Here is a 15,080-nt window from a genome sequence, read left to right as displayed (position 1 = left end):
GTGTGAGGCGGGGTTCGCCCCGCCACCCCGGTGCCCCAAGGGCATCGGTCATTGTGGGAGGCAAGGTCGCCGCGGCGCCCGACCCGGACCACGCAACGAAGATCCCGCGGGGCGCGCCCCAAGGGTGTTGAAAGGAGAATGGTCAGATGGCCAAGAAACTCGTCGGTACGATGAAGTTGCAAGTTAAAGCGGGTCAAGCAAACCCGTCCCCGCCCGTGGGTCCAGCCCTCGGTCAGCGCGGCATCAATATCATGGAATTCTGCAAGGCGTTCAACGCCAAGACCGCAGACATGGAGCCGGGCGCACCGTGCCCCACCGTGATCAGCTACTATCAGGACAAGTCCTTCACCATGGACATCAAGACGCCCCCGGCGTCTTACTACCTGAAAAAAGCGGCCAAGGTGAACTCCGGCGCGAAAACGCCTTCGCGTGAAACCGTTGGCACCGTGACCACCAAGCAGCTGCGCGAAATCGCAGAAGCAAAAGCCGCCGACCTGTCCGCGAACGACGTGGAAGCGGCGATGAAAATCATCCTGGGCTCTGCCCGGTCCATGGGCATCGAGGTGAAGTAAGATGGCAAAACTTGGAAAACGCACCCGCGCCGCCCGTGAAGCCTTTGCTGGCAAAGAAGAGATCACCGTTGAAGAAGCGGTAAGCCTCATCAAAGCAAACGCAAACGCAAAGTTCGACGAAACCATCGAGATCGCAATGAACCTCGGTGTTGACCCACGCCACGCAGACCAAATGGTCCGCGGTGTTGTCGGCCTCCCAAACGGCACCGGCAAAACCATGCGCGTTGCTGTCTTCGCCCGTGGCGCGAAAGCTGAAGAAGCCGAAAAGGCTGGCGCAGATATCGTTGGCGCAGAGGACCTGATGGAAACCGTGCAGTCCGGCAAGATCGACTTTGATCGTTGCATCGCGACACCCGACATGATGCCGATCGTTGGCCGTCTGGGTAAAGTGCTTGGTCCCCGTAACCTGATGCCGAACCCCAAGGTTGGCACCGTGACCATGGACGTCGCCGATGCCGTGAAAGCGGCCAAGGGCGGTGAAGTTCAGTTCAAAGCTGAAAAGGGCGGTGTCGTCCACGCAGGCGTTGGCAAACTGTCCTTCGACGAAGCCAAGCTGGCAGAAAACATCCGTGCCTTCGTTGGCGCCGTGTCCAAAGCCAAGCCGGCCGGTGCCAAAGGCACCTACATGAAAAAGATCAACCTGAGCTCCACAATGGGCCCAGGCGTGTCGGTTGCTGTCGAGAACGCAACCGCCGAGTGATCCTCGCCGGGTGGGGGGCAGCCCCCACCTTGCGACCCGAATTTGGCGGCTTCGGCCGTCAGATACGCAAGGGCCAAAAGATCGGTCCTCGCGTCTGTCCGAGACGGAGGGTTTGGGCCATGGCCTGAATAATTCCTTCCTGAGATGGGAAACCGGAAAAATTCTGCCTTCGGGCGGTTTTGGCCGGGACCCTTCATTGGACCCGAATGGGATGCAGAAGACCGCATCCTGAACTGAGCCGGGGGGCAACCCCCAAATTTGGAGTGAAACTGTGGATAGAGCACAAAAAGAACAGCTGGTCGACGAACTCGGCCAGATCTTTGAAAGCTCTGGCGTCGTTGTGGTTAGCCACTACGTCGGTTTGACAGTTGCCGAAATGCAGGACCTTCGGGCGCGCGCACGCGCTGCCGGTGGGTCTGTGCGTGTTGCCAAAAACAGGCTCGCCAAGATCGCCCTTGAGGGCAAGCCATGCGAAAGCATTGCTGACCTTCTGACGGGTATGACCGTTCTGACCTATTCTGAGGATCCTGTGGCTGCGGCCAAGGTTGCTCAGGAATTCTCCAAGGAAAACCCAAAGCTGGTGATCCTCGGTGGTTCCATGGGTGAGAACGCGTTGGACGCCGCTGGTGTCGAAGCCGTGTCGAAAATGCCTTCGCGGGAGGAGCTTATCTCCACCATCGCGGGCATGCTCGGCGCACCTGCTTCGAACATCGCCGGGGCCATTGGCGCACCTGCAAGCAACATCGCATCCATCTTGTCCACGATCGAGGACAAGGCGGCTGCGTAAGGCATATCGTCAAGCCGGCGCTCGGGTTGAACACGCGCGTTGGAACACACATATCGTAACGGAAAGAGCTAAACATGGCTGATCTGAAGAAACTGGCAGAAGACATCGTTGGTCTGACTCTGCTTGAAGCACAAGAACTGAAAACCATCCTCAAAGACGAGTACGGCATCGAGCCCGCCGCTGGCGGCGCAGTGATGATGGCTGGTCCTGCTGATGGCGGCGCTGCCGAAGAAGAAAAGACCGAATTCGACGTCGTTCTGAAGAACGCCGGCGCATCCAAGATCAACGTGATCAAGGAAGTCCGCGGCATCACAGGTCTCGGCCTGAAAGAAGCCAAAGACCTGGTCGAAGCCGGTGGCAAGATCAAAGAAGGCGTCGACAAAGCCGAAGCCGAAGACATCAAAGGCAAGCTGGAAGCAGCTGGCGCCGAAGTCGAGCTGGCCTAAGCCAGAGGTGCGCGGCAACGTGCACCACGCATGAACAAGGGCTGGACGGGAACCTTCCTGTCCAGCCTGACCTGTTTTGACGAATGTTCCGTCCGGGAGCATTTCTCTGGAGAGGTCCATGGTCGGAAGGGATGCGGTGGGACGCATTCCAAGAATTGACCCGGATTTTCCGCTCTTATGGGCGCGCACCACGGCCCCGGTGGTTGATGCGCTCGGCGAGAGACACGAAAGGTGACACGACACATGGCACAATCCTTCCTTGGCCAGAAACGTCTGCGTAAATATTATGGCAAAATCCGCGAAGTGCTGGAGATGCCGAACCTCATTGAGGTTCAGAAATCCTCTTATGATCTGTTCCTGAATTCCGGCGACGCCGAGACCCCCACCGATGGTGAAGGTATCACAGGCGTTTTCCAGTCGGTTTTCCCGATCAAAGATTTTAACGAGACCTCGGTGCTTGAATACGTCAAGTACGAGCTTGAAAAGCCCAAATACGATGTTGAGGAATGTCAGCAGCGTGACATGACCTACAGCGCGCCGCTTAAGGTGACGCTGCGCCTCATCGTGTTTGATGTTGACGAAGACACCGGCGCGAAGTCGGTCAAAGACATCAAAGAGCAAGACGTGTTCATGGGCGACATGCCCCTGATGACGCCGAACGGCACCTTTGTCGTGAACGGCACCGAGCGTGTGATCGTATCCCAGATGCACCGTTCGCCGGGCGTGTTCTTTGACCACGACAAGGGCAAGACCCACTCTTCGGGTAAGCTCCTGTTCGCTTGCCGCATCATCCCCTACCGTGGTTCCTGGCTAGACTTTGAATTCGACGCCAAAGACATCGTCTTTGCCCGGATCGACCGCCGCCGCAAGCTGCCTGTGACGACCTTGCTCTATGCCCTTGGGCTGGACCAAGAGGCGATCATGGACGCCTATTACAAGACCGTCACCTACACGCTGGAAAAGAACAAGGGCTGGGTTGCACCCTTCTTCCCCGACCGCGTGCGCGGCACCCGTCCGACCTATGATCTGGTTGACGCGGCCACCGGCGAGATCTTGTTCGAAGCAGGCAAGAAAGTCACACCACGCGCCGTCAAAAAGCTGCTCGATGAAGGCAAGGTCAAAGACCTGCTGCTGCCGTTCGATCACATCGTCGGCAAGTTCGTGGCCCGTGACATCATCAACGAAGAAACCGGCGCGATCTATGTCGAAGCCGGTGACGAGTTGACGCTGGAGTACGACAAAGACGGCACGCTGATCGGTGGCACCGCGAAGGAGCTGATCGACGCGGGCATCACCGAGATTCCGCTGCTGGACATCGACAACGTCAATGTCGGCCCCTACATGCGCAACACCATGGCGATGGACAAGAACATGAACCGTGACACCGCGCTCATGGACATCTACCGCGTCATGCGTCCGGGCGAGCCGCCCACCGTTGAGGCCGCTTCCGCGCTCTTCGACACGCTGTTCTTTGATAGCGAGCGTTATGACCTCTCGGCTGTTGGTCGCGTGAAAATGAACATGCGTCTGGCGCTTGAAAAGCCCGATACACAGCGCACGCTGGACCGTGATGACATCGTTGCCTGTATCAAAGCGCTGGTTGACCTGCGCGATGGCCGTGGCGACATCGACGACATTGACCACCTCGGCAACCGTCGTGTGCGTTCCGTCGGCGAACTGATGGAGAACCAGTACCGCGTTGGGCTGCTGCGCATGGAGCGCGCGATCAAAGAGCGGATGTCTTCCGTCGAGATCGACACCGTGATGCCGCAGGACCTGATCAACGCCAAACCAGCCGCGGCTGCGGTGCGTGAATTCTTCGGCTCCTCGCAGTTGTCGCAGTTCATGGACCAAACCAACCCGCTGTCCGAAGTGACGCACAAGCGTCGCCTCTCGGCGCTTGGGCCGGGCGGTTTGACCCGTGAGCGTGCGGGCTTTGAAGTCCGTGACGTTCACCCGACCCACTATGGTCGGATGTGTCCGATTGAAACGCCGGAAGGGCCGAACATTGGTCTGATCAACTCGCTGGCCACCTTTGCCCGCGTGAACAAATACGGCTTCATCGAAACGCCTTACCGCGTTGTCAAAGACAGCACCGTCACCGACGAAGTGCACTACATGTCCGCGACCGAGGAAATGCGTCACACCGTGGCACAGGCCAACGCCAACCTCGACGAGAACATGAAGTTCGTGAACGAGCTGGTTTCGACCCGTCAGTCCGGCGACTACACGCTGGCGCCGACGGAGAACGTGGACCTGATCGACGTTTCGCCTAAGCAGTTGGTCTCGGTCGCCGCATCGCTGATCCCCTTCCTGGAAAACGATGACGCCAACCGCGCTCTCATGGGCTCGAACATGCAACGTCAGGCCGTACCGCTTCTGCAAGCCGAAGCGCCGCTCGTCGGCACCGGCATCGAAGAAGTTGTGGCACGCGATTCCGGGGCGGCCTATACGGCCCGCCGCGCGGGTATCATCGACCAAGTCGATGCGTCCCGTATCGTGATCCGGGCCACCGAGGATCTGGAACTGGGCGACGCGGGTGTGGACATCTACCGCATGCGCAAGTTCCAGCGCTCGAACCAGAACACCTGCATCAACCAGCGTCCGCTGGTGAAAGTGGGCGAGAAGGTCACCAAGGGTCAGGTCATCGCCGATGGTCCGTCGACTGACATGGGGGAACTGGCGCTCGGCAAGAACGTCGTCGTCGCCTTCATGCCGTGGAATGGCTACAACTACGAAGACTCCATCCTGATCTCCGAGCGGATTTCCCGCGACGACGTCTTCACCTCGATCCACATCGAGGAATTCGAAGTCGCCGCGCGTGACACGAAGCTTGGGCCGGAAGAGATCACCCGTGACATCCCGAACGTCGGCGAGGAAGCTCTGCGCAACCTCGACGAAGCCGGTATCGTTTACATCGGTGCGGACGTGGAGCCGGGCGATATCCTTGTGGGTAAGATCACCCCCAAGGGCGAAAGCCCGATGACGCCGGAAGAAAAGCTTCTGCGCGCCATCTTTGGTGAGAAAGCCTCTGACGTGCGCGACACCTCGTTGCGCGTAAAGCCGGGCGATTTCGGCACCGTTGTCGAAGTGCGTGTCTTTAACCGTCACGGTGTTGAGAAAGACGAGCGTGCGCTGCAGATCGAGCGTGAGGAAGTCGAACGTCTGGCCCGTGACCGGGACGACGAGCTGGCGATCCTTGACCGCAACATCTATGCGCGTCTCAAGGATATGATCCTTGGCAAAATCGCCGTCAAAGGCCCCAAAGGCGTGAAGGCGAACAGCCAGATCACCGAGGAACTGCTGGAAACGCTGACCCGTGGTCAGTGGTGGCAGCTGGCCCTTGAGGACGAGGATGACGCGAAGATCGTCGAAGCCTTGAACGAGCAGTATGAGATCCAGAAACGGACCTTGGATGCGCGTTTCGAGGACAAGGTCGAGAAAGTCCGTCGTGGCGACGATCTGCCCCCGGGTGTGATGAAGATGGTCAAAGTGTTCGTGGCGGTGAAGCGCAAGCTGCAGCCGGGCGACAAGATGGCCGGTCGTCACGGGAACAAGGGTGTGATCTCGAAAGTGGTGCCGATGGAGGACATGCCGTTCCTCGCCGATGGTACCCCGGTCGACTTCTGCCTTAACCCTCTGGGTGTTCCCTCGCGGATGAACGTTGGTCAGATCCTTGAGACACATATGGGTTGGGCCGCACGCGGTCTGGGCCTTAATGTTGACGAGGCGCTGCAAGAGTACCGTCGTTCGGGTGACCTGACACCGGTGCGCGAAGCGTTGAGCTTGGCCTATGGCGATGATGTCTACGAAGAAGGCATCAGCGGCATGGACGAGGACACGCTTTTGGAAGCTGCGGGCAATGTGCGCCGCGGTGTGCCGATCGCCACGCCGGTCTTTGACGGTGCCAAGGAAGCGGACGTCAACGACAGCCTCAAGCGGGCTGGCTTTGACACCTCCGGTCAGTCGGTGCTGTTTGATGGTCGGACAGGTGAGCAGTTTGCCCGCCCGGTGACTGTCGGCGTGAAGTACCTGCTCAAGCTGCACCACCTGGTGGACGACAAGATCCACGCACGTTCGACCGGGCCGTACAGCCTCGTCACACAGCAGCCGCTGGGTGGTAAGGCACAGTTCGGTGGCCAGCGCTTTGGTGAGATGGAAGTCTGGGCTCTCGAAGCTTACGGCGCCGCTTACACATTGCAGGAAATGCTGACCGTCAAGTCGGACGACGTCGCGGGCCGGACCAAGGTCTATGAAAGCATCGTCAAGGGCGAGGATAACTTCGAAGCGGGCATTCCAGAGAGCTTTAACGTTCTCGTCAAGGAAGTGCGCGGCCTCGGCCTGAATATGGAACTCCTGGATGCGGAGGAGGATGAGTGACGCGGTAAACGGGATTTTTTAAAAATCCCGGCCCGTTTTCTTTAAAAGAAAACGGGTCCGGTCCCTCCCAACGCACCCCTTTCAAGGATCTGAAAATGAACCAGGAACTGACAAACAACCCGTTCAACCCGTTGACGCCGCAAAAAGCGTTTGACGAAATCAAGGTCTCTTTGGCCTCTCCCGAGCGGATCCTCAGCTGGTCCTTCGGCGAGATCAAAAAGCCGGAAACCATCAACTACCGGACGTTCAAGCCTGAGCGTGACGGTCTGTTCTGCGCGCGTATCTTTGGGCCGATCAAAGACTACGAATGCCTTTGCGGCAAATATAAGCGGATGAAGTATCGCGGCGTTGTCTGCGAGAAATGCGGTGTGGAAGTCACGCTGCAAAAGGTCCGTCGTGAGCGTATGGGCCACATTGAACTGGCATCGCCAGTGGCACACATCTGGTTCCTCAAGTCGCTGCCTTCGCGCATCGGCCTGATGCTGGACATGACTCTGCGCGATCTTGAGCGGGTTCTCTACTTTGAGAACTACGTGGTGATTGAGCCGGGCCTCACTGATCTTCAATACGGTCAGATGATGACCGAAGAAGAGTATATGGACGCCCAAGACGCCTATGGCATGGACGCTTTCACCGCCAATATCGGTGCCGAAGCGATCCGCGAAATGCTGGCAGCCATCGATCTGGAATCTGAAGCCGAAACCCTGCGCGCCGATCTGAAAGAGGCGACAGGCGAGCTGAAGCCCAAGAAGATCATCAAGCGTCTGAAAGTGGTCGAGTCCTTCCTTGAGAGCGGCAACCGTCCCGAGTGGATGGTCATGACCGTGATCCCGGTGATCCCGCCAGAACTGCGCCCGCTGGTGCCGCTCGATGGGGGCCGTTTTGCGACGTCTGACCTGAACGACCTGTACCGCCGCGTGATCAACCGGAACAACCGTCTGAAGCGCCTCATTGAGCTGCGCGCGCCTGACATCATCGTCCGCAACGAAAAGCGGATGTTGCAGGAATCCGTCGATGCTCTGTTCGACAACGGCCGCCGTGGCCGCGTCATCACCGGTGCCAACAAGCGCCCGCTGAAGTCGCTGTCGGACATGCTGAAAGGCAAGCAGGGTCGCTTCCGTCAGAACCTTTTGGGTAAGCGCGTCGACTTCTCAGGTCGTTCGGTCATTGTGACTGGTCCGGAGCTTAAGCTGCACCAATGTGGTCTGCCCAAGAAGATGGCGCTCGAACTGTTCAAGCCCTTCATCTACTCGCGGCTCGAGGCCAAAGGTCTGTCCTCCACCGTGAAACAGGCCAAGAAGCTGGTCGAGAAAGAGCGTCCCGAAGTTTGGGATATTCTGGATGAGGTGATCCGTGAACACCCCGTCATGCTCAACCGCGCGCCGACGCTGCACCGTCTTGGGATTCAGGCATTCGAGCCCGTGCTGATCGAAGGGAAAGCAATCCAGCTGCACCCGCTGGTCTGCTCGGCCTTTAACGCTGACTTTGACGGTGACCAGATGGCCGTCCACGTGCCGCTTTCGCTGGAAGCCCAGTTGGAAGCGCGCGTTCTGATGATGTCCACGAACAACGTTCTGTCGCCTGCAAACGGCGCACCGATCATCGTGCCGTCGCAGGATATGATCTTGGGTCTCTACTACACGACCCTCGAGCGTGAAGGCATGGTTGGCGAAGGCATGGTCTTTGGTTCCGTTGACGAGGTGCAGCATGCCCTCGACGCCGGTGCGGTTCACCTGCACTCCAAAATCAAAGCGCGGATCAAGCAGATCGACGCCGAAGGCAACGAAGTGATGAAACGCTTCGACACGACCCCCGGTCGTGTGCGTCTTGGCGCCTTGCTGCCGCTGAACGCCAAAGCGCCGTTTGACCTGGTCAACCGCTTGCTGCGGAAGAAAGAAGTGCAGCAGGTCATCGACACCGTCTACCGTTATTGCGGTCAGAAAGAGTCGGTTATCTTCTGTGACCAAATCATGACCATGGGTTTCCGCGAAGCTTTCAAAGCGGGTATCTCCTTCGGCAAAGACGACATGCTGATCCCCGACACCAAATGGCCGCTGGTTGAAGAGACCCGCGAGCAGGTGAAGGACTTTGAACAGCAGTATATGGACGGCCTGATCACTCAGGGCGAAAAGTACAACAAAGTCGTCGATGCATGGTCGAAGTGTAACGACAAGGTCACCGAAGCCATGATGGGCTCGATCTCGGCCACGACGTACCACGAGAATGGTTCCGAGAAAGAGCCGAACTCGGTCTACATGATGGCCCACTCCGGTGCGCGTGGCTCGGTCACTCAGATGAAGCAGCTGGGCGGGATGCGCGGCTTGATGGCGAAGCCGAATGGCGACATCATCGAGACGCCGATCATCTCGAACTTTAAAGAAGGTCTGACCGTTCTCGAGTACTTCAACTCGACACACGGTGCCCGTAAGGGTCTGTCGGATACTGCTTTGAAGACAGCGAACTCCGGTTACCTGACACGCCGTCTGGTGGACGTGGCGCAGGACTGCATCGTGCGCGAGCATGACTGTGGTACTGAGATCGCGATCACTGCCGAAGCGGCTGTCAACGATGGCGAAGTTGTCTCCTCGCTGGCCGAGCGTCTGCTGGGTCGTGTCGCGGCAGAGGATATCCTCAAGCCCGGCACCGAAGAGGTAATCGTGCCTGCAGGTGGTCTGATTGACGAACGTCTGTCCGACGCCATCGATGAGGCGGCTGTGCAGTCCGCACGGATCCGCAGCCCGCTGACCTGTGAGGCCGAAGAAGGTGTCTGCGCCATGTGCTATGGCCGTGACTTGGCCCGTGGTACGCTGGTGAACCAAGGTGAGGCCGTCGGCATCATCGCGGCGCAGTCGATTGGTGAACCGGGTACACAGCTGACGATGCGGACGTTCCACATCGGCGGTGTTGCTCAGGGTGGTCAGCAGTCCTTCTTGGAAGCCAGCCAGTCCGGCAAAATCGTGTTCGAAAACGCTCAGACATTGGAAAACAGCTCGGGCGAGATCCTCGTCATGGGCCGGAACATGAAGCTGTCGATCGTTGACGAGAATGGTGACGAACGTGCCAGCCACAAGGTCGGCTACGGCACCAAGCTCTTCGTCAAGGATGGCGATACCATTGCTCGCGGCGACAAGCTGTTCGAATGGGATCCCTACACCCTGCCGATCATTGCTGAAAAGCCGGGTATGACGAAGTATGTCGACCTCGTGTCGGGCATCGCGGTGAAAGAAGACACCGATGATGCGACAGGCATGACCCAGAAGATCGTGATCGACTGGCGCGCGGCCCCCAAAGGCAACGAGCTTAAGCCCGAGATCATTCTGGTCGGTGACGATGGCGAGCCGGTCCGCAACGATGCGGGCAACCCGGTGACCTATCCAATGTCCGTGGATGCCGTTCTGTCCGTTGAGGATCAGACCGAAATCCAAGCGGGTGACATCATCGCGCGTATCCCGCGTGAAGGTGCCAAGACCAAGGACATTACCGGTGGTCTGCCCCGTGTGGCCGAACTCTTTGAGGCACGTCGCCCCAAGGATCACGCTATTATCGCCGAAATCGACGGCTATGTGCGCTTTGGTAAGGACTATAAGAACAAGCGCCGCATCGCGATTGAAAGCTCGGATGATCCGGACGTGAAGGTTGAATACATGGTGCCCAAGGGGAAACACATCCCCGTTGCCGAAGGCGACTTCGTGCAGAAGGGTGACTACATCATGGACGGCAACCCCGCGCCGCACGACATTCTGGCAATCATGGGCGTCGAAGCCTTGGCCGAATACATGATCGACGAAGTGCAGGACGTTTACCGCCTGCAGGGTGTGAAGATTAACGACAAACACATCGAAGTCATCGTGCGTCAGATGCTGCAGAAGTGGGAAATCCAGGAAAGCGGCGATACCACGCTGCTCAAGGGCGAACACGTCGACAAGCAGGAATTCGATCAGGCCAACGAAAAGGCGCTCAAGAAGGGTGGCCGTCCTGCCAAGGGCGAGCCCATCTTGTTGGGTATCACCAAGGCGTCGCTGCAGACCCGCAGCTTCATCTCTGCCGCGTCCTTCCAGGAAACAACGCGCGTGCTGACCGAAGCTTCGGTTCAGGGCAAGCGGGACAAACTGGTTGGTCTGAAAGAGAACGTCATCGTGGGCCGTCTGATCCCTGCGGGTACTGGTGGGGCAACCCAGCAGATGCGCAAAGTGGCGACAGACCGCGACAACGTCGTGATCGAAGCGCGCCGCGAAGAGGCCGAAGCCGCTGCTGCACTGGCCGCGCCGGAAGCCTCCGCGCAGGACGATATCGTCGGTGGCGATGTCTTCAACGCGCCGGTCGGTGACGACGAGAGCCGCGATTGATCGCAGGTTTGAATTGAGAATTAAAAGCCCCCGCAGTGAAAGCTGCGGGGGCTTTTATGTTTAAGTAAGAGCTTTCCCCTTATCTACCGCTGAGGGCTTTTACCCACGCCAAGACCGCGCTACTTTGCTGGATCGTATCCTTCCGACAAGGCTTCTAATGACATCTCGTATTCTGCACATCGACGACGATCCTATTATCCTTGATCTGGTCAAAACAGTCTTCTCGGACGACCGCTCTATTGTGGTCGTCTCTTGCCTCAATGCGCATGATGCTTTGGAAGTGGTTGAGGACCTGCATCCCGATATTATTATCTCGGACATCTCGATGCCCGATATGGGCGGGCTGGAACTGGCGCAGAACATCAAGCAGATTGAGGCTGTCTCGAACATCCCGATCATCTTCCTTAGCGGACGGTCGCGCGATCTGGAAATCTACGACTCCTTCCGCAAACTCGCGGCGATCGTTTTGCAGAAACCTCTGGAGCCTTCCTATTTGCGCCTAAAGGTGACCCAGCTTTTGAGCGAGGCCGCTCAGGCGGCTAAGGCTTCGAAGGACTGACGTCAGTTGCGAGGGGCAGGGGGCATCGCTCTCGCTGCTCCGCCCATCCTTGACAGCTTCTCTTGCCGCTGCCAGTCATTTGGCGCGCGACATGGAATTGGCCGCGCCTGATTTTTGCGGAGTCCATTTCATGTCCCCCAATACCATCGGCGCTTTGCTGATGATTGCCTCGATGGCCTGTTTCACGATCAATGACACGATGCTGAAGGCGACAGATGGGGCCGTGCCGTTGTTCCAACTTCTGTTCCTGCGCGGGGCGATTACCTCGGTCCTGATCCTTGCGCTGAGCCGCCACCTTGGACGGATTGACCTGCGCTTGCCACGCCGCGATTGGCAGGTGATCGGGTTGCGCTCGGTCGCGGAGGTTGCGGCGGCCTATTTCTTTCTCTCGGCGCTGTTCAGCATGCCGCTCGCCAATGTCACGGCGATCCTGCAGGTGGTGCCGCTGTCGGTCACGCTGGCGTCCGCGCTGGTGCTGCGCGAGGCCGTCGGTTGGCGGCGATTGTCAGCGATTGCTGTGGGCTTTTGCGGTGTGTTGCTGATCGTCAAGCCGGGGGCCGAAGGGTTCAATATATGGTCGATCTACGTTTTGATTGCGGTGCTCTGCGTTACGGTACGTGATCTGTCGACACGGGCGCTGTCGCCAGCGGTGCCCTCGATGACGGTAACATTGGTGACCGCGCTTTCTGTTATGACGGCCGCGGGGCTGGCCTCGCTTTCGGCCCCATGGGCGCCAGTGACCACTGACCTCGCGCTGTTGATCGGCGGTTCAGCAGTCTTTGTCCTCGGCGGTTATTTCTTTTCAATCCAGGTGATGCGGGCAGGAGATGTCTCTTTCATCGCGCCGTTCCGCTATACCGGGCTGCTCTGGGCGCTGGTCTTGGGCTGGGTCGTGTTTGGCGACTGGCCGGGGACGCTAACGCTTATCGGCGCGGCGATTGTCGTGGCGACCGGGGTCTTTACGCTCTACCGCGAACGCAAGGTAAAGCTGTCAGGCTGAGAAAACCTGCCGGACGTGATCCTCGTCAATCGCAAAGCGGTCGCGGAACAGAGCGGCTCCTTCGGCATCCAGCGGCGCGACCTTCACTTGCTGTGCCACGCCCTGACGCGAATCGTTGGATCCATTGTGGCTCCGCACGAACATTGCAGCGTCGGGCAGGCTCACAGTCGGCATGAAACGGGGCAGTTTCTCATGGGCGAAGTTCATGATGGTCAGCGGACTGCCCCCTTTGACGTACATCGCGAGTGCTGCGACGTTCAGCGGGCGAAAGACCTCCGCCGCGCGGATGCCGGAGGCGTCGAATTCCGCCACATAGCCCTTGGGCCAGTCAAAGGCGACGGAGCGTTCGCCCTTGAGCAGCCCCGCGCTATTCTCGACCGCGCGGCGCAGGCGCGCGATGAAGTCGACCGAAACTGCGTCATCGTCATCATAGCGAAATTGCAGGCACGGCTCGTTGGGGTGAATGCGGGCGTCGTTCAGCACTTCTTTCATCACCTCGCGGTGCCGGCGGGGCGGCTCGCGGTGAATCACTGCCTGCGGCAGGTCTGCCAATAGCGATTCGAGGCGCTTCTCGTGCTGTTGAGGGAATTGGTCACCGATGACAAAGACTATGCCGAAATCGGGGTCTGTCTGCGCCTCAAGGCAGGGCAGGGCGACGGTTTCGAGCAGGCGGAAGCGTTCCTCCAGCCGGGCTTCGTCATAGAGGTAGGCAATGCGTTCCTCGGTGGTTTCATGGCCGACCTGAAAGCCGCCGAGCGCCGGGTAGGAGAAGCGGCAGAGGCCGATCGCTTGCATGGGGGGTCCTTTCGCGTCTTTGGCCGACTATGCCGAGTGGGGGGTAGCACTGGCAAGGGTTTGAAATGCGGGCCTCGGCCCGGAAACAAGCCGTAGGCGCCGGGCCATCGCCTGCCCGCCCGGACGGGTAGGCGATTTGGTGAGGCTGGGCGCATCTTCGCTAAGGCACATCACGGCTGATCCATAAAGTGGCAAGATCTACTGTTGGGTCGCCGACCCGCGGGCAGGCGATGGCCCTCGGGACTGATAGCTGCCCATCATAAGCACATCGCTCGGCATCCGCCCGCCCGCGCCGCCCCCCGAGGCTGTTGACACCCCCCGCGCAACGTCCTATACGCCCGCTATCTCGGAGGTGGAGGCCGCTCTGCCAATCCGAACTCATAACTCAAGTGGTCACGATCCGGCCTACTACTGGCCCGATCCTCTGTTAACCCACCGCCTCGTTTTCCTCGGTACGGGAACGTTGCGGTCATTTTGCTTTGTGGACGCACGAAGTAGTCGAATTTAGCCGCATGGGGGATCCCCCGTGTACACAATCTGAGCGATACGGGGATATATCCGGAATGCCAACGATCCAGCAGCTGATCCGCAAGCCGCGACAGCCAAAAGTCAAACGTTCGAAATCCATGCACCTGCAGGAGTGCCCGCAAAAGCGTGGCGTCTGCACACGGGTTTACACAACCACACCTAAAAAGCCGAACTCGGCCATGCGTAAGGTCGCCAAAGTGCGCCTGACCAATGGTTTTGAGGTCATCTCCTACATCCCGGGTGAGAGCCACAACCTTCAGGAACACTCCGTGGTTCTGATCCGCGGCGGTCGTGTAAAAGACCTTCCGGGTGTGCGTTACCACATCCTGCGCGGTGTTCTCGATACCCAAGGTGTCAAGGACCGGAAGCAGCGCCGCTCCAAGTACGGCGCCAAGCGTCCGAAGTAATCTCGCAGTGGTGGGGCACGCCCCCGCCAATCCATTCGATGTAGGGTGGGGCCTGGCCCCACCACCCGCCAAGAGGAAGACACTGACATGTCACGCCGCCACGCCGCTGAAAAACGCGAAGTCCTGCCAGACGCCAAATACGGCGATCTGGTTCTCACCAAATTCATGAACAACCTGATGATCGACGGCAAGAAATCTGTCGCCGAGCGCATCGTCTACAACGCGATGACCCGCGTCGAAGACAAGATCAAACGCGCGCCGATCGAGGTCTTCCACGAAGCGCTGGAAAACATCCAGCCGTCCGTCGAAGTCCGCTCGCGCCGCGTGGGTGGTGCCACCTATCAGGTGCCGGTCGAAGTGCGCCCCGAGCGTCGTCAGGCGCTGGCGATCCGCTGGTTGATCAAAGCCGCCCGTGCCCGCAACGAAAACACCATGGAAGAGCGTCTTGCAGGCGAGCTGATGGACGCTGTCCAGTCCCGTGGTACCGCCGTTAAAAAGCGCGAAGACACGCACAAGATGGCCGACGCCAACAAAGCGTTCAGCCACTACCGCTGGTAATT

The 15,080-nt window shown here is 58.9% G+C and carries 11 protein-coding genes; 10 read left to right on the top strand and 1 reads right to left on the bottom strand.

Features of this window, described 5'->3' with window-relative positions; all coding sequences use genetic code 11:
• Window positions 1-146: 146 nt before the first annotated feature.
• From rplK to BLS57_RS00275, 8 genes are all read left to right on the top strand, one after another.
• Window positions 147-572 (top strand): 50S ribosomal protein L11, encoded by a 426-nt coding sequence (gene rplK / locus BLS57_RS00310; protein WP_067622128.1) that lies wholly within the window; start codon window positions 147-149, stop codon window positions 570-572.
• A 1-nt stretch (window position 573) separates the two neighbouring features.
• Window positions 574-1,272, top strand: a complete 699-nt coding sequence (gene rplA, locus BLS57_RS00305; RefSeq protein WP_067622131.1) for a 50S ribosomal protein L1 — start codon at window positions 574-576, stop codon at window positions 1,270-1,272.
• 271 nt (window positions 1,273-1,543) lie between these two features.
• Complete coding sequence (gene rplJ / locus BLS57_RS00300) at window positions 1,544-2,059, top strand: 50S ribosomal protein L10 (RefSeq protein ID WP_093738037.1); 516 nt, start codon at window positions 1,544-1,546, stop codon at window positions 2,057-2,059.
• A gap of 74 nt (window positions 2,060-2,133) precedes the next feature.
• Window positions 2,134-2,505 (top strand): 50S ribosomal protein L7/L12, encoded by a 372-nt coding sequence (rplL, locus tag BLS57_RS00295; protein WP_067622135.1) that lies wholly within the window; start codon window positions 2,134-2,136, stop codon window positions 2,503-2,505.
• 243 nt (window positions 2,506-2,748) lie between these two features.
• Window positions 2,749-6,885 carry a DNA-directed RNA polymerase subunit beta gene (gene rpoB, locus BLS57_RS00290; RefSeq protein WP_093738035.1) on the top strand — a complete coding sequence of 1,379 codons (4,137 nt, stop codon included), beginning with the start codon at window positions 2,749-2,751 and terminating at the stop codon, window positions 6,883-6,885.
• A gap of 95 nt (window positions 6,886-6,980) precedes the next feature.
• Window positions 6,981-11,231 (top strand): DNA-directed RNA polymerase subunit beta', encoded by a 4,251-nt coding sequence (gene rpoC / locus BLS57_RS00285; RefSeq protein ID WP_093738033.1) that lies wholly within the window; start codon window positions 6,981-6,983, stop codon window positions 11,229-11,231.
• Between the two features lie 157 nt (window positions 11,232-11,388).
• On the top strand, window positions 11,389-11,790 hold the full coding sequence (locus tag BLS57_RS00280; RefSeq protein WP_093738031.1) for a response regulator: 402 nt from the start codon (window positions 11,389-11,391) through the stop codon (window positions 11,788-11,790).
• 130 nt (window positions 11,791-11,920) lie between these two features.
• Window positions 11,921-12,790, top strand: a complete 870-nt coding sequence (locus BLS57_RS00275; protein ID WP_093739091.1) for a DMT family transporter — start codon at window positions 11,921-11,923, stop codon at window positions 12,788-12,790.
• Here BLS57_RS00275 and BLS57_RS00270 read toward each other — a convergent pair.
• On the bottom strand, window positions 12,782-13,585 hold the full coding sequence (locus BLS57_RS00270) for a putative rhamnosyl transferase (protein ID WP_093738029.1): 804 nt from the start codon (window positions 13,583-13,585) through the stop codon (window positions 12,782-12,784). The genes BLS57_RS00275 and BLS57_RS00270 overlap by 9 nt on opposite strands.
• A 563-nt stretch (window positions 13,586-14,148) precedes the next feature.
• Between BLS57_RS00270 and rpsL the strand changes: the two genes are divergently transcribed.
• Window positions 14,149-14,520: a 30S ribosomal protein S12 gene (gene rpsL / locus BLS57_RS00265; RefSeq protein ID WP_007118826.1), complete on the top strand. Its 372-nt coding sequence runs from the start codon at window positions 14,149-14,151 to the stop codon at window positions 14,518-14,520.
• 87 nt (window positions 14,521-14,607) lie between these two features.
• Complete coding sequence (gene rpsG, locus BLS57_RS00260; RefSeq protein WP_007118827.1) at window positions 14,608-15,078, top strand: 30S ribosomal protein S7; 471 nt, start codon at window positions 14,608-14,610, stop codon at window positions 15,076-15,078.
• The last annotated feature ends 2 nt before the right edge of the window (window positions 15,079-15,080 follow it).

It is taken from the genome of Sulfitobacter delicatus, assembly GCF_900102535.1.
Lineage (GTDB): Bacteria > Pseudomonadota > Alphaproteobacteria > Rhodobacterales > Rhodobacteraceae > Sulfitobacter > Sulfitobacter delicatus.
This window is presented reverse-complemented; position numbering and strand designations above follow the sequence as displayed.